The following is a 19,689-nucleotide window of genomic DNA, read 5'->3' as shown; positions in this document are numbered from 1 at the left end:
TTTGGTAGCAAATAATAGCATTGTTTGTGCATTGCCAAATATTTTAAAATGAAATCTATAAACCAAAGTATTTTAAAAGAGCTAATCGAACAGATTAATGATGGAGTTTTTGTTTTAAATAAACAATTTGAATCTGTTAGCTTTAATACAAATGCTTTGCAGATTCTGGCCATTAAATCCAAAGAAGCAGAACAAAGTCTTTTTACTGATTTCTTAAACCCTGTAAATGCTTCAAATTTTATAAAAGCAGCATCGGATGCGAAGCAGTTCAAAAAAGAAATTAATATTCATGCCAATCTTGGAAAACTTGAAAGATGCTGTTTAATTAAATGCAAGGCAGATGCAGGTTTACTCTATGTATACATACATCAGGTAGATGCAGAAATATGTGAGAATTTAAGAAAGAAAAGTTTACATGTAGATTCAAACTTATTAGAAAAGCATTTAAAATACAAAAACTTAATAGAAGTTATAAACGCCAATCCTTCGCCAACACTAGTTGTAAACCAAAAAAATCAAATCATATTAATCAATAAAGAATTTGAACAGGTTTTTGAATATACTAACGAACAACTTAGCCAAACTGAAATTAGAAAACTATTCATTAAAGAAGAAGACTTAAATGAAGATGTATTTAAAGATAAATTTCAATTAAGCTATTGGAATGCCAGGAACGATTTAAAAATTAAAAATGCAAGAGGAAAGTTTATTCCAGTAGATGTAAAAATCAATTCTTTTGAAGCTGAACAAGAACGCTTTTATACATATGTTATTAGAGACATAAGAAAAATTAAGGCTTTCCAACGAAAAATACAAAGTCAAGACCAACAATTGAAAGATATAGCTTGGATGCACAGCCACTTAATGCGCCAACCCATTACCAATATTTTAGCGCTAATCAACGCAGTAGAAACCTGCGATACTTTAGAAGATAAAATGCAATGCATCAATATGCTAAAAGAATGCTCGTATCAATTTGATAGTTTAATTAGAAAAGTATTTGAAAAAACTGGACATAAAAGTATTGTTACTTAAATTTAATTCATCCACTCCATGACTCCTTGGTTAGTTAAATACCATTAAATTTGGTATTTAGCGTAGCAATAAAAAAACTACATTTGCAAATTTTTTAGAAGCTATGCTTACAGACTATACCAAGGAGTTTTTTAAAAATTACAAACTTGCCTATCCTATCATGCTTGGGCAGTTAGGACATATCTTGGTTGGATTTGTAGATAACATTATGATTGGTCAACTGGGAGCAGCTCCATTAGCCGCTGTATCTTTAGGCAACAGTCTGGTAATGTTCGCTCTTTTTTTAGGCATTGGTTTTAGTTTTGCCATTACACCATTAATTGCAGAAGCAGATGGAGAAGAAGACTACATTAAAGGAAGACAGGTTTTTCAGCATGGTTTATTAATGTGTGGAGTGCTAGGCATTCTTTTACTCTTAATCTTAGTTTTTAGTAAACCTGTTTTATACTATTTAGATCAACCTGAACATGTGGTAGAACTTGCTATGCCGTACTTGAATATCATAGCTATGTCTATGTTTCCAATGATGCTTTTTCAGGGATTTAAACAATTTGCAGACGGTTTGTCGCTTACTAAATATGCAATGTATGCCACTATTGGAGCTAATTTATTAAATGTGCTTCTAAATTATTTACTCATCTATGGCATCTGGTTTTTCCCTAGATTGGAATTGGAAGGCGCCGCAATTGGAACCTTAGTTTCAAGAGTGTTTTTATTGGTTTTTCTATTTGTAATATTATTTAAAAAACCAAAACTCAAGCCTTATTTTGTGTTGATGAAAAAGTCCTTGCAAAAAATAATTTTTAAACGTTTATTCAATCTTGGTTTTCCAACAGCTTTACAAATGATTTTTGAAGGGGGAATTTTTACCGCCACCGTTTTATTAGCTGGAACATTGGGTGCGCAAGCACAAGCCGCCAATCAAATTGCTTTAAACCTGGCTTCTATGACATTTATGATTGCTGTTGGTTTAGGAGTTACAGCAACCATTCGTGTTGGCAATCAAAAAGGCAAAAAAGATTTTGAAAGTTTAAGAAGAATTGCTTTTTCCATTTTTATGCAAGTCTTTATCATTATGGCAGGTTTTGCTCTTGGTTTTATTGTATTAAAAGACTTTTTACCAACACTTTATATAGATGATATTTATGTAGTAACAATCGCTAGTCAGCTATTGATTATTGCTGCTATTTTTCAATTAAGTGACGGTTTACAAGTAACTATTCTTGGCGCTTTACGTGGAATGCAAGACGTGAAAATCCCAACGCTTATTTGCTTCATCGCGTATTGGATAATTGGTTTCCCTATTTCTTATTTCACAGGAAAAGCCGATGTTTTAGGAAACATTGGAATATGGCTTGGTTTATTGGCAGGTTTAACGGCTTCAGCTATTATGCTTTTCTTCAGATTTAATTATTTAACTAAAAAAATGTTACATTAGCCAACTAACTTTTACTTATGAAAATCCCACGTTTTATTTTAGGAGATGCAACAGAAACTCCAGACGCCATTTTTGTTGTTCATACCGAATTCCCACGCTGTATAATAGATTTAGCGACCGATGAACTCCAATTTTGGGACGATATTTCTAAAGAAGACGAAGACGATTTGCGTCAAGAAACCGAAAACCTTGTTAAAGAAGCCAGCGAATTTTACGATGCTGAGGTTCGTTTTTACGGAGCAGAAGAAAACTAAACTAGCTTATTCTAATGATTGAAAGCTTAGATCAAGAAATCCTACTTGCCTTCAACGCATCAAATTCTTCCTTTTGGGATTACTTTTGGTTGTTTTTTACCGATAAAATTACCGGTACTTTGTTTATAGGAATATTCATGCTTTTCATGTGGAAAAAATCCAACTTTAAAACTGCTTTTATTATTGGTGTTTTTGTAGTAGTAAGCGTAATATTTACAGATTTGTTGGCCACTTTGGTAAAAAATGTAGTAGCTAGACCACGTCCTTGCAGTATAAATTCGGAAATAGCTGACCAAATTAGGTTATTGGCAGATGGCTTGTTTAAAGGAAAAATGATAGATAGCAATGCCGTTAAATGTGAAAAATACAGTTTTTTTTCAGCCCATGCAGCAGTTGCTTTTGCCATGGCTAGCTTCTTGGGAAAATTGTTAAATCGCATTCACAAAGCTTATTTTGGTGTGATGCTGATTTGGGCTTTTTTGGTAAGCATTAGCCGAATTTACTTAGGTTTTCATTACCCTAGCGATATTATTGTAGGTTCTATCTTTGGTTTTGGAGTGGGAATTTTGGTTTATGAATTTTACGACAAAATTCAAATTGCTTTTTTGAAGAATTACCGCTTCAATCCTAATAAATAATCTGCAGCTTCAAAAGGGGTAGTTTCTTGTAGATGAATTTTTTCCAACTGAATTTTCAATTCTTCTTTGATTTTGGGATGATTGTAAAAACGGTTTTTCAGCTGTTCATTGATGCTTTGCAGCAACCAGTATTTGTTTTGCAACTTTCTGTTTTCTTCAAAAAAACCATTGGACTTGGTTTTTTCAAAATAGGACGATAGCATTTTCCAAACATCTTCAACACCTACGTTATTCAATGCAGAACACAACTTCACTTTAGGTGTCCATTGGCTTTGTTTTTCAGGATACAAATGCAATGCGCGTTTAAATTCGGCTTTGGCATGTTTAGCGGCTTTTTCGTTGTTGCCATCGGCTTTGTTGATTAAAATAGCATCTGCCATTTCTATGATTCCTCGTTTAATGCCTTGTAATTCGTCTCCAGCGCCAGCCAGTTTCAATAGCAAAAAGAAATCGGTCATGCTATGTACAGCAGTTTCACTTTGGCCTACGCCAACGGTTTCAATTAAAATTACATCAAAACCGGCGGCTTCACATAAAATAATGCTTTCTCTGGTTTTTCTTGCCACACCACCAAGTGAATCACCTGAAGCAGTAGGTCTGATAAAAGCCTGTTCGCTTTTCACCAATTCTTCCATGCGGGTTTTATCGCCTAAAATACTTCCACCTGAAACTGAACTCGAAGGATCGACAGCCAAAACCGCAACTTTTTTTCCTTGGTTGATTAAGAAATTCCCGAAACTTTCAATAAATGTACTTTTACCAACTCCAGGAACACCGGTAATTCCAATTCGTATTGATTGATTGGCATGTGGTAAACAAGCTGCAATAATTTGCTTCACTTTAGACTCGTGTTTCTGTGCGCTGCTTTCAATTAACGTAATGGCTTTACTGAGTTGCGTTTTGTTTCCGGCCAGCAAACCTTGAATAATTTCATCAGGATTTACTACTTGCTTCCTAATAGCACGGATGCGTTTTTTACTTGCTTCGCTAATATGGTTTTGCCTAGAAGTAGCTTCAGAATTACCCAAAGCAGAAGTAAAGTCAGATTTCTTTTTAGAAGTCAAATTTATGGTGTTTAGCACAAATTTATGAATTCATTTTTGTTCTCAGCAGCTTAAGTTTCTATATTGAACAAAAATAATTTTAGACATGAAAACAATTTATAAAGCAGCAACAAAAACAACAGGAGGAAGGTCTGGACTTGTAAAGTCTGAAGACGGACCTATTGACATGAAGTTAAGCGTTCCCAAAGCCATGGGTGGTGATGGAGGCGACGGAGCCAATCCAGAACAATTTTTTGGAGCAGCGTATTCGGCTTGTTTTGGAGGAGCAGTTAAAGCTGTAGCCGACAAACACAAAATAGATATTGGAGATTACGAGGTTACAGCACACATCAGTTTAGGAAAAACCGATGAAGGTAATTTGCAGCTAGCAGCCGTTTTAGACACCTATTTACCAAAGTTAAAAGATGTTGAAACAGGTGAAAAATTAATCAATGAAGCTCATGAAATGTGTCCATTTTCTAGAGCAACTCGCGATAATATTGATGTTACACTTAATTTGATGTTGGACGAGTAAAAGTGATTACATACTAAACTACAAGCCTCAATTTTATTGGGGCTTTTTTTATGTTGAAATTTTCTATGAAATAATGTAAATGAATCTGAAACTCTCTTTTTAGTGAACTGACGAGCTTTTTCCAACCATAGAATAAATTTGTAGCTTTGTTTTATAAATTTAGCTAAATGTCTTATTTACCAAAACTTAAAGATAACGAAGTCGTCAAAATTTCAGAAAAAAATGAAATTAAACGCTTTACATTTTCAAGTTTAAGTAATCAGGTTTTTCAGTTTTTTAATTTAGAAAAGGGTTTTTTAAATACCATTAAATTACTCATTCAGAATCCAGGGAAACACATCCAGGCTTATTTGAGTATTCATCGAGACCGCTTGGTCAATCCGTTTAAGTTTTATTTTGTCTCGGCTTCACTTTTTATTTTTGTTTTCTTGAAATTTAATACTCAAGAAACTTCCTTAAACAGACCAGAAGCAGAAGAATTTGCTAAAATATTTTACAATTATTTGAGTTTTTGGATTGTGCTTTTTGCTGTATTTATTTCATTTTTTTCCTATTGGTTTTTTAGAAAAAAATCGGGTTACAACTTAGTGGAAAATCTTATTTTAAATCTTTTTGTAATGGGACAAGTACTTGTGCTTGGTCTTATTTTCTTTCCGCTAGCTCTCCACTTTAAACCCTACGGAGAACTATTTGTAAATCTAGTTTCTTTAGCATACTTCCTATATGCTTACATTTCTTTTTTTAAGCAATCTTATTTCGTAATTATACTTAAAACCATTGCAAGCATTATTTTAGGTGTCTTACTAATGGCAATTACCACTGTTTCTATCGGTGTTACTTATGGTCTTTTCCTTGCTTATTTGGAAGCTTAAACTTTCTCGTTTTTCGTTAGTCTTACTATCTGAAATACACACAAATCATGCTTTTTAAAACCTGTTTAAAAGAACTCGATGTTCAGCTTTTGCTCATAGAAAAGGCTACGAACATCAATGATTACGCTGAAGTAGATTTAAGCGAAAACACACTAGCCAATCAAAATATTGATGCGCCTAATCATCAACAGCTTCAAAATTATTTAAATGAAATTCAGCAAAAAGCAAATACAAAAGTTTTGTATGGCGGTTACTTAGAAAAGCGAAATTTGTATGCTAATTCTGCCTTGTTTAATTCAGAAACAATTCGGAATATACACTTGGGTGTCGATTTTTGGGCTACTGCTGGAGCAGGAATTTTAGCTCCTTTAGATGGAACGGTACATTCAGCTTATTACAATGAAGGTGAAGGAAACTATGGCGGAACCATTATTTTGAAGCATCAGTTTCAAGATTTCAGTTTTTATAGTTTGTACGGACATTTAAGTAAAGCTTCCTTACACATTGAAGAAGGAACGCAAGTTAAAAAAGGCAAAGTATTTTGTTATTTAGGGGAAGCGCATGAAAATGGAAATTACGTTCCGCATCTTCATTTTCAGTGGATTTTAACACTTCCAAACGATGCAAAAGATTATCCCGGAGTATGCAGTGCAACTCAAGTTGAGAAATACGCAAAAAACTCTCCTAAACCCGAACTCATAATCAAATAAAGCTAAGTTAATTTACTTATTTTTGCAAAATAGTAAAAACACAATATGCAACTACAGGTTACAAACGAAACAGCAAGATTAAAAGCTGTTATTTTAGGAATAGCCAATTCAAATGGTCCTGTTCCAAGTATAGAAGAAGCTTACGACCCCAAATCTGCTGAATTCATCAAAAAAGGAGAATATCCTAAAGAAGAAGATATGATTCAAGAAATGGAATCGGTTGCTGCGGTTTTTAGAAAATATAATGTAGATGTGTTTAGACCCAAAATTATTGAAAATTATAACCAAATTTTTACGCGAGATATCGGTTTTGTAATTGAAGATAAATTTATGAGAGCCAATATTTTACCCGATCGCGAACAAGAAATTGAAGCCATACATTATGTAATCAATCAGATGAATCCTGAAAATGTAATCGTCTTGCCCGAACAATGCCATATTGAAGGTGGCGATATTATGCCGCATGGCGAATATATTTTCATCGGAACTTATCGCGGTGAAGATTATTCCACTTACATTACAGCGCGAACCAATTTGGCAGCGGTAGAAGCCATTCAACAATTATTTCCACATAAAAAAGTAAAATCCTTCAACTTGAGAAAAAGCAATACCAATGCAAAAGCCAATGCGCTTCATCTAGATTGCTGTTTTCAACCCGTTGGAAAAGACAAAGCCATTATTCATAGAAATGGATTTCTAGAAGAAGCCGAATACCAATGGCTAGTTGATTTCTTCGGAAAAGAGAATATCTTCGAAATCGATGCACAAGAAATGTATGACATGACCAGCAATATATTTTCCATTTCGGAAGATGTGGTTGTTTCAGACCGACATTTTACACGATTAAATACGTGGTTACGAAGTCACGGTATAACTGTTGAAGAAGTTTCCTATCGCGAAATTGCCAAGCAAGAAGGCTTGCTGCGTTGTTCCACTTTACCCCTAATTAGAGCATAACATGAAAAAACAAATAACAGATAGCGTTTTAATGATTCGTCCAGCTTCGTTTAGAATGAATGAAGAAACAGCGGTCAACAATTATTTTCAACGTAAAACCGAAGACATTCACTTAGCAACTAACCACAAAGCACAAGCTGAATTTGATGGATTTGTAGAATTGTTGAAAGCCAAAAACATCAATGTAATTGTGGTGGAAGACGACCCAAAGTTGGACACGCCCGATGCTTTGTTTCCAAACAATTGGATTTCTTTTCATCAAGACGGACGTGTAGCTTTGTACCCGATGTTTGCCGAAAACCGAAGAAGAGAACGCAGAGAAGAAGTCTTACTTCAACTAGAAGAACATGGTTTTAACATTGAAAGCATTGTAGATTATACTTCTGCTGAAGAAGAAGATTTGTACTTAGAAGGAACCGGAAGTTTAATTTTAGACCGCGAAAACCGAAAAGCTTATTGTGCAATTTCAGCCAGAGCAAATGAAGATTTGGTCATTGAGTTTTGCGAAGACTTTGAATTTACTCCCATAATTTTTGAAGCCTACCAAAGCGTAGAAGACAAACGTTTGCCCATTTACCACACCAACGTAATGATGTGTATTGCAGAACATTTTGCCGTGATTTGTTTGGCAAGTATAGACGACAAAAAGCAACGAAAGTTAGTAGTCAACTCATTAAAAAGTGATGGCAAAAGTATCATTGACATTGCCGAAGCACAAATGCACCAATTTGCAGGAAACATGTTGCAGGTAAAATCGGCTACTACAGACCAAACTTATTTAATCATGAGCAAAACAGCCCATGAATCTTTAACGAAAAGTCAAGTTGCAGAAATAGAAAAACACACCCAAATTTTAAGCTCAGACTTAAACACCATTGAAGTAAATGGTGGTGGAAGCGCAAGATGTATGTTGGCTGAAGTGTTTTTACCTAGATAAGCGCTGCAAAGTCTTAGCTTTAACCGTAAAAAAAAAGTTTAAAATGCATAAATCGATGTTTAAAACTTAGATATGCTAATTGGTTAAACAAATAAATAATTCAAAAAACCTCCGCTCAATTTAGAGCGGAGGTTTTATTATTTTTAATTCACTATTTCACTGATCAATTTCAGTTGGTAGAACCAAAACTTACCAAATAATTGACTTAGCAAATAGAAAGCTTACTACTGTATAATTATTTAAAAATAGTTAAGTATCTATAAATCAATGCTAAAGATAAAATGTTAATTGCAGATTTTCTGCAATGTAGATAGAAATAAAGCTTTTATGTTAGTAACATGAAATTTAGTTTTATGTTTTACTTCACACACATACACAAACAGCGATGCTGGATTTTTCAGCATTTGCGGTATAGGTTTTTTACTTAGCATTTTTATTTAAAAGAGAAAACCCAATTTAAAATCTTATCCTAAAATAAATATTAACACTCACTGAATGTGGGTATAAATCTTTTTAAAATGAAAAAGTTTAGAAAACCTTATTTTGCAGCATTGATGTCTACTTTAATTTTATTTGTTTCTTGTGAAGATTACTTAGATGATAGTACGAATGAAACCTTTAAATTTAACAATGAAGTTTATATTGCAAGCTATAATAGTGACTTATTGAATAAAGTAACTATTAATATGAATGTCAATAACAAAAATATTGATGATACATATGAAAGAAATAAAGCTATTTTATCAAGTATAAATATTGAATTAGGCACAAACATAGAACTGCCAGATGAATACTTGAAACTTTCACTTGAAATAGGCGCAGACTCTATTTATAGTGTAGCACTTTCAAATAATTGGTTAAAACAAAGTACAGTTGATCTTACTGAAGATTTTTCTTCAAATATATTTAATTATGGTTTTAACGATGCTTTAAATATTTATAAAGATAAAGTATTAGAATTAAATCTAACAAGTGAAGAATTTGAGAAACATAACCTATTTGTTAATATTGTAACTTCACTTAACGATAAAAGTCCTTTTGTAGCGGCAGATCCTAATAGTAGCTTTGGAAGTGGCTATAGATGTGCACTAGCAACTTTAGCTTTAGCAATAACAACAGCAAATATGTTAAGTTGTGCTACAATTATAGCTTGTGGTGTAGCGATGTTATTACAAGTAAATGCAATGTATGCATTTAACGATCACTGCTTAAAAGATTAAGTTATGATTAATTTTAATAAATATGTATTATTTCTTTTGATATTAATAAGTACGATTGGTGCAGGTATTTCTCTGATTTTTATTGAATGGAACAACATAGTAGACACTTTGACTTTTATCAAAGAAGTGCACTTAACATTAGTATTGTTTTTTGCGGGTTTATTTTTTGTTTTTCCTTATATCAAGAAAATTAAAGAAGAAAATAAAAATAATAAAGAATAAGAATAGATAATATTAGTAATTATTACTCTTAAATACTGATTTATTAAGGTTACAGCTTGGATTTTATCTTACGTAACTTATATTGACAATTGTACTGATTTAACTTAAAATTTGAGAACATGATTAAATTACCAAAAAAAATCGCCTTTGTGTTATTTGTGGGAGTTACTATTTTACTGGCAATAACTTTAACAAATATAGACTGGAGTATTTTTAATGCTCATGTAGATTTAACTGTAAAGTTCAAAGAAATGCGTGAACCCCTTATTTTTTTAATCCTAGCTATTTTTTATATCAATTATTATGTGGCTAGGTTAAAAGGAAGAAAAGTAATATTATAGTATAATGAAGCTCAGCGATGTCTGAGATTTCGCAGCGAATCTTAAAAGCTTAACGAGAGTCAAAAAATTATAATTAAAGTATAATTCATGATTTCAATTATGTCTATAGAAAACATCTTAGCATTAATTGCTTTTTTTCTTTTGTGTATCGTGTTTTATGTTGAATATAAAACGCGCTACCAATCCAATAAATTAAAAATGTATAAAAAGCATAAACGTACTTTTCTTATTTTTTCATTAGTTTTAGTTGTAGCTGCATTCATTATTTTAAGTCTTTTAGATGTAAGTTATTCAATAGGTGAACGCTTATATTTAACAAATCTATTTTTTGTACTTTTTGCAGCTTTGTTTTATTTGTACATACATAGAACTAGAATCAGAAAACTTTTCCAATTTTAAATGAAAGTATAGATTTTAATTCAAAACCCCCGCTCAATTTCGAGTGGATGTTTTATTATTTTTAATTCGCTACTTCGCTGATCAATTTCAGTCGGTAGAACCAAAACTTACCAAATAATTGACTTAGCAAATAGAAAGCTTACTACTGTATAATTATTTAAAAATAGTTAAGTGTCTATAAATCAATGTAAAAACTAAAATGTTAATTGCAGATTTTCTGCAATGCAGTGAGAAACAAAGTTTTTATTTTGATGCCATGAAATTTAGTTCATGATCAACTTCACACACACACACACACACACACATCGCTACTGGATTTTTAAGTATTTGCGTTGTAAAGATTATATGTAGTTTTAGCATCTGTAAATTAGATCTATCTGAAAATTCATATCAAAACTAAATTCTTAGGCTCAAAAGAAAAGAGCAATAAACATATATCAACATGAAAAAAACACTAATTTTAAGTACAATGATATTCTTTTTTCTCGCATGTTCATCAGACGACGATGCTGGAAACACCCTTACTTTAGAGAGCCAAATGTTAGGCACTTGGAAGTATACTGCTGTACAAGTTAACGACACAGATGCAGGTTTAGAAGAAGGAGATTGTATGTTAGAGAATAAGATTACTTACAGAGCTAACAATCAGTTAACTTATGAAGTACATAATGAAGACGCTTCGGGAGATTGTCTGCAACAAAGCTTTACAGATGCTTGGTTTATTGATGAAGAAAATTCCTACATAAGTGTGCAGCCTGGCGACGACGTGGTGATTGAGTTTTTTGTAGATTTCATCGATGAAGATTCTATGTTACTTTCTTATAACGATGATGGCCCCGATATAGCAATTACGCTTGTTAAACTCTAGCATCATGATTAATAAGACCTGTTTTTTATGCGTTGCAATGCTTTTTTTGGGTATTGTTGTAAGTGCTCAAAGTCAAGAGAAAACGACTGATTTCAGCCTTCTTGAAAAGAAAATTTTCAGGTTGAATGTTTTGAGTCCGGGTATGGGCTTTGAATTGAGGACTGGAAAATTTTCCAGTTTGAGTTTTTCTACTGGTGTTACCTATATGGGAAGTGTTAATGGAATGAACGTACGAAGAAAATCTGGGCCAACAGGCTGGAATTATTCTTTTGAACCCTTTTTAAACATAGAGCAAAAGTTTTTTTATAATCTTGAAAAACGCTCAAGTCAGGGAAAAAATACTTCCTTCAATTCTGGAAATTTCGTGGCATTACGCTCCCTTAGCTTAGGGAAGCCTATTGAAGGCAACTTGATTAGGCAAAGTGATTTCGATTTTATGTTTTTAGCTTCATGGGGTTTTCAGCGAAGTTATAATCGTATTCATTTTTTATTTGATACAGGTCCATTGTTTGTTTTTGACGGAAAAGGAAACAGCGGTTTCTTCCCTATTTTTTTTAGAATCAACTTGGGCTATAATTTTTAATGCTTACTTTTATATTATGAAACTACCCAAAAAAATACATGTCGCATTAATTTTACTATTGTTAGTAGGCTTAATTTATTTTACAATGCAAATTGAGTGGTCTAAAATATTAAATCAAACTTTTGAGTGGAAATCACTTCAAGGTTTCCTAGTTACTTTGTTAGTACTATTGGTATTGATTTTTCAATATAAATTCACACATACTAAACAAAAACCGAATGACGGAAATTGAGTATTAATCCATTTAAAACCACATTTTAAATTAAAACCCCCGCTCAATTTAGAGCGGGGTTTTAATTTTTAATTTGCGACTTCACTAATAAATTTCAGTCTGTATAGGCGGAGTTCTTCTTCTTCATAATCTCCGTCAAATTCATCTATAGCATCATTAATGCTATCGCTTTCGGCTTCTAAAAAGTACTCGTGTATTTCTTCTTGTTGCTCTTCGTCTAGAATTTCATCAATCCAATAATTGATGTTTAGTTTGGTACCGCTGTACACAATGGCTTCCAATTCTTCAATAAACTCGGTCATGTTCATGCCTTTACCACTGGCAATATCCGTAAGTGGCAGCTTTCGATCTACATTTTGAATAATGTACAATTTATTGCTAGAATTGGCTCCGGTAGATTTAACCACCATGTCTTCAGGTCTAAAAATATCGTTGTCTTCAACGTAGTTTCTAATTAAATCGATAAACTTCTTTCCAAATTTTTTAGCTTTTCCTTCGCCAACACCATGAATGTTGACCAGCTCTTCCATGGTAATAGGATATTTGAGCGCCATATCTTCTAGAGATGGGTCTTGAAAAACCACAAATGGCGGAACTTCTTTTTGCTTGGCTACTTGTTTTCGCAAAGACTTCAATATTTTAAGCAACTGCTCGTCTGTTGTTGCAGAAGTTTTTCCTACTGGCTCGCCGCCTGTTTCAGAGAAGTCATGATCTTCTGCCATTAAGAAAGAACTTGGGTTTTTTACAAATTCCTTACCAGCATCAGTAACATGAATTACACCGTAAGTTTCAATTTCTTTTTTAAGTAAACCCGCTACAATCACTTGTCTAGTAAGCGCCATCCAATAGGCCTTGGGTTGGTGTTTTCCTTTTCCAAAAATGGGTTTAGCATCAGTTTTATGCGATTTGATTAAAGCGTTGGGATTTCCAATCAACGTGCTAACTACATCTTTTGTTTTGTAAATTTCACCAGTTTCCAATATGGTTTTTATCAGTAAAACCACATCATCTTTAGCTTCTTTTTGTTTTTTAGGATAACGCACATTGTCATCCATATCGCCTCCATCTCCAGTTTCATTGTCAAATTCTTCACCAAAATAATGCAGGATAAACTTTCTTCTGGAAATACTGCTTTCGGCAAAAGCCACAATTTCTTGGAGTAGGGCGTGACCAATTTCTTGTTCAGCCACAGGTTTTCCGCTCATAAATTTTTCTAACTTTTCTACATCTTTGTAGCTGTAAAAAGCAAGGCAGTGGCCTTCGCCGCCATCTCGACCAGCGCGACCCGTTTCTTGGTAATAAGATTCTATGCTTTTCGGAATATCGTTATGTATTACAAAACGCACGTCGGGTTTGTCAATTCCCATTCCAAAGGCAATGGTTGCTACCACTACATCTGCATCTTCCATCAAAAACATGTCTTGATGTTTGGCTCGGGTTTTAGAATCTAAACCAGCGTGATAAGGAATGGCATTTACACCGTTGACTTGTAAGGTTTGGGATAATTGCTCAACGCGTTTTCGGCTCAAGCAATAAATAATTCCGCTTTTACCATCGTTTTGTTTTACAAATTTAATTATATCTGCATCTACGTTGGCGGTTTTTGGGCGTATTTCATAATACAAGTTTGGGCGGTTAAAAGAAGCTTTAAATGTATTTGGGTTTTCCATGCCCAAATTTTTAATAATATCTTCCTGCACCTTAGGGGTTGCTGTTGCTGTAAGCCCAATAATCGGAATATTATCTCCAATTCTTCCAATAATTTTCCGCAGATTTCTGTATTCAGGTCTAAAATCGTGACCCCATTCTGAAATACAATGCGCTTCATCTATAGCTAAAAAGGAAATGGTCTGTTGCTTTAAAAAATCAACATATTCTTCTTTAGTTAAAGATTCAGGTGCAACATATAACAGCTTGGTTACGCCATTGGCAATATCGCTTTTTACTTGTTTAACCTGTGTTTTATTCAAGGAAGAATTCAATACATGCGCAACGCCATTCTGGTCTGAAAGCGCTTCAATAGCATCTACTTGGTTTTTCATTAAAGCAATTAAAGGAGAAACTACAATAGCGGTTCCTTCTTGAATTAAAGCTGGCAATTGATAACAAAGTGATTTTCCGCCACCCGTGGGCATAATCACAAAAGTATCATTCTTACCAATAATGCTTTTAATTACTTCTTCCTGTAGTCCTTTGAATTCATCGAATCCGAAGTACTTTTTCAATTCCTGATGTAAATTGAGTTCTGACAATTTTATAATACTATTTTGTTTTAACTACATTTGCATTTTTAAAGATACGTATTTATTTAAAATGTACAAATGCATAATTCATCTAAAATGAATTCCGATGAAATTCTTCACTTAGCCAAAGATACAATTTTCACGCAATCTAATTCTATTAAGGGGCTAGCCAGTTTGTTAACTACCGATTTTAGTGAAGTTGTTCAGCAAATATATTTTTCTAAAGGAAGAGTAATTATTACTGGAATTGGTAAAAGTGCCATCATTGCAAACAAAATTGTAGCCACGTTAAATTCAACTGGAACACCAGCCATTTTTATGCACGCCGCAGATGCCATTCATGGCGATTTAGGAAGCATTTTAAAAGATGATGTGGTAATTTGTATTTCAAAAAGTGGCAACACTCCTGAAATAAAAGTTTTGGTTCCACTTATTAAGAACTTCAAAAACAAATTGATTGCTATTACAGGTAATGTTGATTCATATTTGGCGAAACAAGCCGATTTTGTACTAAATTCTTATGTAGACAAAGAAGCTTGTCCGATTAATTTAGCTCCAACTACTAGCACTACAGCTCAACTAGTTATGGGAGATGCTTTAGCGGTTTGTTTGTTGAAAATGCGCGGTTTTTCAAGTCAAGATTTTGCAAAATACCATCCTGGCGGTTCACTAGGAAAAACACTTTATTTAAAAGTAAGCGACATTACGCTTAATAATATGAAGCCTCAAGTTACACCTGATGCAGATGTGAAAGAAGTAATAGTAGTGATTTCGCAAAATATGCTCGGAGCTACAGCTGTTCTTGAAAATGATAAAATTATTGGGATAATTACCGATGGAGACATTAGAAGAATGTTGACAGACAATCAAGATTTTATGCATTTAAAAGCTAAAGATATTATGAGTAGTTCGCCTAAAACTATCTCTAATTCAGCACTAGCAGTAAAAGCTTTAGAGTTGCTTGAAAACAACAGTATTTCTCAGGTTTTAGTTGAAGAAGATAATAAATATGCTGGTGTTGTTCACCTTCATAATCTAATTAAAGAAGGCATTATTTAAATGGCAAAAAAGCAAAAGAAAAATGTTAACGAAATGTCTTTCTTAGATCACTTAGAAGATTTACGTTGGCATTTAATCCGGGCTACTTTGGCCATTTTGGTTGCATCTGGACTTGCTTTTGCAGCTAAAGGATTTATTTTTGATGTTATTTTATTTGGTCCAAAAAGTGCAGACTTTTTTACCTACAGAATATTTTGCAATATTTCTCAATACCTTGGTTTAGACGAAAGTCTTTGTTTTTCGGAGTTGCCTTTTCGCATACAAAGCAGGACAATGGCAGGCCAATTTAGCGCTCATATTTGGACATCGATTACCGCAGGATTCATCATGGCTTTTCCGTATGTAATTTATCAGTTTTGGTTATTTCTTTCACCAGGCTTGTACGCCAATGAAAGAAAAAGCTCCAAGTGGTTTATTTTTGCAACATCACTTCTGTTTTTTTTAGGTGTGCTTTTCGGATATTACGTTATAACACCATTATCAATTAATTTTTTAGGCGGTTACCAAGTCAGCGGCGAAGTTTTTAACGATTTTGACTTAAGCAGTTATATTGGTTTAGTGCGCGCATGTGTTCTGGCAAGCGGTTTAATTTTTGAATTACCTATAATTATTTACTTTTTATCTAAGTTAGGTTTAGTAACTCCTGAATTTTTAAGAAATAATAGGAAATATTCTATTGTTTTAATTCTAATTTTGTCTGCTATTATAACTCCACCTGATGTAGCAAGCCAAATTATTGTTACCATTCCGGTTTTAATATTGTATGAAATAAGTATTTTTATTTCGAAAGCGGTTGTGAAAAAAGAAAAACAAAAAAGATAAAAATGAAGGATTTAGTAGATGAATTTGAAGCCTACAGAGCTAGAATGAACGATAAAATTATCAATGATAATAATCGTGTTTTAAAACGAATTTTTAATTTAGATACCAATTCGTTTGCTGAAGGTGCTTTAGATAAGAAGACAAAAGAACTTTTAGGTTTAGTGGCATCTTTAGTTTTACGTTGCGACGATTGTGTAAAATATCATTTAGAATCTTCCCATAAAATGGGTTTTACTAAAGCACAAGTAGTTGAAGCCTTAAGTATTGGAACATTAGTAGGCGGTACAATTGTTATTCCGCATCTCAGAAGAGCCTACGAATATTGGGATGCAGTAGAAGAAAAATACGGTGCCAATGTCTAAACCATCCATTAAGCTAAGAGCAGAAAATCTCGTAAAAGAATACAAAGGTGTTCCCGTTGTAAAAGGCGTTTCGTTGGAAGTAAACCAAGGCGAAATAGTGGGTTTGCTCGGGCCAAATGGGGCTGGAAAAACCACAACTTTTTATATGATTGTGGGATTGGTAAAACCAACTCGTGGTTCTATTTTTCTTAATCAAACGCAAATCACCAAATTCCCGATGTATAAACGCGCCCAAAACGGAATTGGTTATTTGGCACAGGAAGCTTCTATTTTTAGAAAACTGAGTATTGAAGAAAATATTATGAGCGTCTTAGAGCTTACTAAAATGAGTAAAAAGGAAAGACAACTCAAGATGGAAAGCTTAATTGAGGAATTTGGTCTTGGTCACATTCGTAATAATCGTGGCGATTTACTTTCAGGTGGCGAAAGAAGAAGAACTGAAATTGCTCGTGCCTTAGCTACCGATCCAAATTTTATTTTGTTAGATGAACCTTTTGCAGGAGTAGATCCCGTTGCTGTAGAAGATATTCAAAAAATTGTTGCACAGTTGAAGGACAAAAACATCGGAATTTTAATTACCGATCACAACGTACAAGAAACTCTTGCCATTACAGACAGAACCTATTTAATGTTTGAAGGAAATATATTAAAACACGGTAAACCCGAAGAATTAGCCGAAGATAAAATGGTAAGAAAAGTGTATTTAGGTCAAAACTTCGAGCTTCGTAAAAAGAAGATATTTCAATAGGAAACTTACTTTTGTCCTACTAAACAAAATGAAACATTGTCAATCCTTAACTTAAGACTTTAAATGAATTTTTATTTTTTTTCGGATAATGTTGAAATTAACAAGCTATTTTTCTAAGATTGAAGTGAGTGTAGATAAAATTTTGTAGCTTTATTTTCAGAAATACGCTAATGAAACAGAAATTTTATCTAGATACATCGGTTTTTGGTGGAATTTTTGACAAGGAATTTGACAAATTTACGCTACAACTGTTTGAGCGGATTAAACTTGGAAAAGTAACTTGTTTATACTCAGATTTGGTTGAAGCCGAGCTAGTGAAAGCACCAAAAAATGTAAAAAGTCATTTTTACAAGCTTCCAAATAAGAGTATGGAAAAGGTCGAAATAACAGATGATATACTAACTCTTGCAAAAAAATATATTGAATAAGGAGTTGTTGGAGCAACAAGTTTTGACGATTGTGTGCATATAGCAACTGCAACAATTAATCGAGCAGATATTTTAGTAAGTTGGAATTTTAAACATATTGTGAATGTCTATAGAATAAGAGGATATAATTCAATAAATTTGAGAATGAATTATCCAACATTAGAAATTCGTTCTCCAGAAGAAATTATAGATTATGAAGACTAAAAACGAAGAACAAACAAAAGAATTTGATACGGTAAAAACATTCCGTAAGATTAAAGACCAAATTTCAAAAGATTTAAAAGATTTGAGTTTCGATGAAATCAAAGAGTACTTAAAAAAAGAAAGCTCAAAGCTACAAGTCAAGTAGAATTATTCAAAATATTGCAATACACAAAGACTTGTTAATTTTTAAATAGCTTATTCTTTACGAAATAGTAAGGATTAGAAACGAAGCGGTCTTTTATCTATAAATAGCAATACTTAATAAAAAACTACGTCTTCTGCTTTTCCTTTTCAGCAGCAGGAAATAGAATGTTGTTTAAAATTAAACGGTAACCTGGTGAAGTTGGATGCAATTCTAATTCTGTTTTAGGATCGCCTACTCGATGTTGATAATCTTCTGGATCGTGACCGCCGTAAAAGGTAAAAAAGCCTTTTCCTTTAATTCCGTGTATGTATCTCGCTTCACCATTCACTTTATTTTCTCCTAAAATAAGTACATTCGATTTGATTTGGCTTCTTTCAAAACTGGTGGTCTGCCCCATAAAACCTTTTACTAAAGCAGTATGATTCTGATTAAGCATCGTAGGAATTGGATCCCATTTTGCTGAAAAATCCATCAAGGTAAAATAATCTTTGTCTTTTTGAATCTTTCTTTTTTCGGTCATATCTATAGACGAAAATTCATACACATTTGGGTCTTTCACTAAATTAAAATCCTTAAAAGCAAAAGTTTGACCAAAATCTAACTTATTTTGGTAACCAGGATCGCTAGCATCACCATCAAACATGGGTTCGCAAATATCGGTTTGGTGTGCAGCTAAAGCAATATCAAAAGAATCGGTTGCACTACACATGGCAAACATAAATCCACCACCAACTACATAATCTCTGATTTTTTGAGCAACGGCTAATTTTGCTTCAGAAACCTTGCTATATCCTAAACTCGATGCTAACTCTTCGGCTTTCTTTTTTTCTTCAATATACCAAGGAGTTGCTCGATAAGCTCTATAAAATTTTCCGTATTGACCTGTAAAATCTTCGTGATGCAAGTGCAACCAATCGTATAAAAGTAGCTCGTCATTTAAGACTTCTTCATCATAAACTTTATCGTAAGGAATTTCAGCATAGGTAAGCACTAAAGTTACTGCATCATCCCAAGGTGCATTCCCTTCTGGAGTATAAACCGCAATTCTTGGTGCTTTTTCTAAGGTAACGGATTCTTGATTTTTAGATGGACTTTCAATTTCCTTCAAAATGGAAGTTGCATTTTGGTTGCTGATTACTTCGTAGCTCACACCACGAATAGTACATTCTTTTCTCAATTTTTCTGAATCGGGCATTAAAAAACTACCTCCACGGTAATTGAGTAACCATTGTACTTTTTGTCCGCGGTCTAAAGTCCAATAGGTTATTCCATAGGCTTTTAAATGGTCTTTTTGCGATTCTGCATCCATTGGTATAAGTACAAATGAAGCATTTGCAGCCAAAGAAAATAGGAAAAAAAGAAAGATAAAAATTCTGTGAAGCATAAAATTGATT

23 protein-coding genes are annotated in these 19,689 nt (G+C 33.3%); 20 read left to right on the top strand and 3 right to left on the bottom strand.

Annotated features, from left to right (window positions below; genetic code table 11):
* The first annotated feature begins 48 nt into the window (after positions 1-48).
* From IEV72_RS07865 to IEV72_RS07850, 4 genes are all read left to right on the top strand, one after another.
* On the top strand, positions 49-1,035 hold the full coding sequence (locus IEV72_RS07865; protein ID WP_188458549.1) for a PAS domain S-box protein: 987 nt from the start codon (positions 49-51) through the stop codon (positions 1,033-1,035).
* A gap of 103 nt (positions 1,036-1,138) precedes the next feature.
* The gene (locus IEV72_RS07860) at positions 1,139-2,473 is read left to right on the top strand and encodes an MATE family efflux transporter (RefSeq protein WP_188458548.1); all 1,335 of its coding nucleotides are present in this window, start codon (positions 1,139-1,141) and stop codon (positions 2,471-2,473) included.
* Positions 2,474-2,490: 17 nt separating this feature from the next.
* A complete protein-coding gene (locus tag IEV72_RS07855) occupies positions 2,491-2,727 on the top strand; it encodes a DUF8828 family protein (protein ID WP_188458547.1) in 237 nt (78 codons plus the stop codon).
* A gap of 14 nt (positions 2,728-2,741) precedes the next feature.
* Positions 2,742-3,365 (top strand): phosphatase PAP2 family protein, encoded by a 624-nt coding sequence (locus tag IEV72_RS07850; RefSeq protein ID WP_188458546.1) that lies wholly within the window; start codon positions 2,742-2,744, stop codon positions 3,363-3,365.
* Here IEV72_RS07850 and meaB read toward each other — a convergent pair.
* Positions 3,341-4,429, bottom strand: a complete 1,089-nt coding sequence (meaB, locus tag IEV72_RS07845; RefSeq protein ID WP_188458545.1) for a methylmalonyl Co-A mutase-associated GTPase MeaB — start codon at positions 4,427-4,429, stop codon at positions 3,341-3,343. The genes IEV72_RS07850 and meaB overlap by 25 nt on opposite strands.
* Before the next feature lie 85 nt (positions 4,430-4,514).
* Between meaB and IEV72_RS07840 the strand changes: the two genes are divergently transcribed.
* The 10 genes from IEV72_RS07840 (at position 4,515) to IEV72_RS07795 (ending at position 12,052) form a co-directional block, all read left to right on the top strand.
* The gene (locus IEV72_RS07840) at positions 4,515-4,943 is read left to right on the top strand and encodes an Ohr family peroxiredoxin (protein ID WP_188458544.1); all 429 of its coding nucleotides are present in this window, start codon (positions 4,515-4,517) and stop codon (positions 4,941-4,943) included.
* Positions 4,944-5,110: 167 nt separating this feature from the next.
* The gene (locus IEV72_RS07835) at positions 5,111-5,815 is read left to right on the top strand and encodes a DUF3667 domain-containing protein (protein WP_188458543.1); all 705 of its coding nucleotides are present in this window, start codon (positions 5,111-5,113) and stop codon (positions 5,813-5,815) included.
* A gap of 47 nt (positions 5,816-5,862) precedes the next feature.
* Positions 5,863-6,525 (top strand): peptidoglycan DD-metalloendopeptidase family protein, encoded by a 663-nt coding sequence (locus IEV72_RS07830; RefSeq protein WP_188458542.1) that lies wholly within the window; start codon positions 5,863-5,865, stop codon positions 6,523-6,525.
* 45 nt (positions 6,526-6,570) lie between these two features.
* Positions 6,571-7,482 carry a dimethylarginine dimethylaminohydrolase family protein gene (locus IEV72_RS07825; protein ID WP_188458541.1) on the top strand — a complete coding sequence of 304 codons (912 nt, stop codon included), beginning with the start codon at positions 6,571-6,573 and terminating at the stop codon, positions 7,480-7,482.
* A 1-nt stretch (position 7,483) separates the two neighbouring features.
* Positions 7,484-8,419 (top strand): citrulline utilization hydrolase CtlX, encoded by a 936-nt coding sequence (gene ctlX / locus IEV72_RS07820; protein ID WP_188458540.1) that lies wholly within the window; start codon positions 7,484-7,486, stop codon positions 8,417-8,419.
* 518 nt (positions 8,420-8,937) lie between these two features.
* The gene (locus IEV72_RS07815; protein WP_188458539.1) at positions 8,938-9,639 is read left to right on the top strand and encodes a hypothetical protein; all 702 of its coding nucleotides are present in this window, start codon (positions 8,938-8,940) and stop codon (positions 9,637-9,639) included.
* Between the two features lie 3 nt (positions 9,640-9,642).
* On the top strand, positions 9,643-9,861 hold the full coding sequence (locus IEV72_RS07810) for a hypothetical protein (protein WP_188458538.1): 219 nt from the start codon (positions 9,643-9,645) through the stop codon (positions 9,859-9,861).
* A 119-nt stretch (positions 9,862-9,980) separates the two neighbouring features.
* On the top strand, positions 9,981-10,202 hold the full coding sequence (locus IEV72_RS07805; protein ID WP_188458537.1) for a hypothetical protein: 222 nt from the start codon (positions 9,981-9,983) through the stop codon (positions 10,200-10,202).
* 841 nt (positions 10,203-11,043) lie between these two features.
* Complete coding sequence (locus tag IEV72_RS07800; protein WP_188458536.1) at positions 11,044-11,469, top strand: lipocalin family protein; 426 nt, start codon at positions 11,044-11,046, stop codon at positions 11,467-11,469.
* A gap of 4 nt (positions 11,470-11,473) precedes the next feature.
* Positions 11,474-12,052, top strand: a complete 579-nt coding sequence (locus IEV72_RS07795; RefSeq protein WP_188458535.1) for a hypothetical protein — start codon at positions 11,474-11,476, stop codon at positions 12,050-12,052.
* Positions 12,053-12,352: 300 nt separating this feature from the next.
* On the opposite strand, the gene IEV72_RS07790 is transcribed toward IEV72_RS07795, so the two are convergent.
* Complete coding sequence (locus tag IEV72_RS07790) at positions 12,353-14,536, bottom strand: ATP-dependent DNA helicase RecQ (protein ID WP_373283999.1); 2,184 nt, start codon at positions 14,534-14,536, stop codon at positions 12,353-12,355.
* Between the two features lie 87 nt (positions 14,537-14,623).
* On the opposite strand from IEV72_RS07790, the gene IEV72_RS07785 reads away from it, so the two are divergent.
* The 6 genes from IEV72_RS07785 (at position 14,624) to IEV72_RS07760 (ending at position 18,295) form a co-directional block, all read left to right on the top strand.
* Entirely contained in the window at positions 14,624-15,586 is a 963-nt protein-coding gene (locus IEV72_RS07785; RefSeq protein WP_188458654.1) for a KpsF/GutQ family sugar-phosphate isomerase, read from the top strand.
* Positions 15,587-16,408 carry a twin-arginine translocase subunit TatC gene (gene tatC, locus IEV72_RS07780; protein WP_188458534.1) on the top strand — a complete coding sequence of 274 codons (822 nt, stop codon included), beginning with the start codon at positions 15,587-15,589 and terminating at the stop codon, positions 16,406-16,408.
* Between the two features lie 2 nt (positions 16,409-16,410).
* Complete coding sequence (locus IEV72_RS07775; protein ID WP_188458533.1) at positions 16,411-16,770, top strand: carboxymuconolactone decarboxylase family protein; 360 nt, start codon at positions 16,411-16,413, stop codon at positions 16,768-16,770.
* Positions 16,771-16,777: 7 nt separating this feature from the next.
* Entirely contained in the window at positions 16,778-17,518 is a 741-nt protein-coding gene (gene lptB, locus IEV72_RS07770) for an LPS export ABC transporter ATP-binding protein (protein ID WP_188458653.1), read from the top strand.
* A 170-nt stretch (positions 17,519-17,688) separates the two neighbouring features.
* Positions 17,689-17,946 (top strand): PIN domain-containing protein, encoded by a 258-nt coding sequence (locus IEV72_RS13655; RefSeq protein ID WP_229731840.1) that lies wholly within the window; start codon positions 17,689-17,691, stop codon positions 17,944-17,946.
* 193 nt (positions 17,947-18,139) lie between these two features.
* Complete coding sequence (locus tag IEV72_RS07760) at positions 18,140-18,295, top strand: hypothetical protein (RefSeq protein ID WP_188458532.1); 156 nt, start codon at positions 18,140-18,142, stop codon at positions 18,293-18,295.
* A 124-nt stretch (positions 18,296-18,419) separates the two neighbouring features.
* On the opposite strand, the gene IEV72_RS07755 is transcribed toward IEV72_RS07760, so the two are convergent.
* Positions 18,420-19,679: an asparagine synthetase B gene (locus tag IEV72_RS07755; protein ID WP_188458531.1), complete on the bottom strand. Its 1,260-nt coding sequence runs from the start codon at positions 19,677-19,679 to the stop codon at positions 18,420-18,422.
* Positions 19,680-19,689 lie beyond the last annotated feature (10 nt).

Origin of the sequence: Psychroflexus planctonicus (assembly GCF_014640195.1) — a bacterium.
Classification (GTDB): Bacteria; Bacteroidota; Bacteroidia; order Flavobacteriales; family Flavobacteriaceae; genus Psychroflexus; species Psychroflexus planctonicus.
The sequence above is the reverse complement of the archived record's forward strand: the minus strand, read 5'-3'. Positions and strand labels throughout refer to the sequence as shown.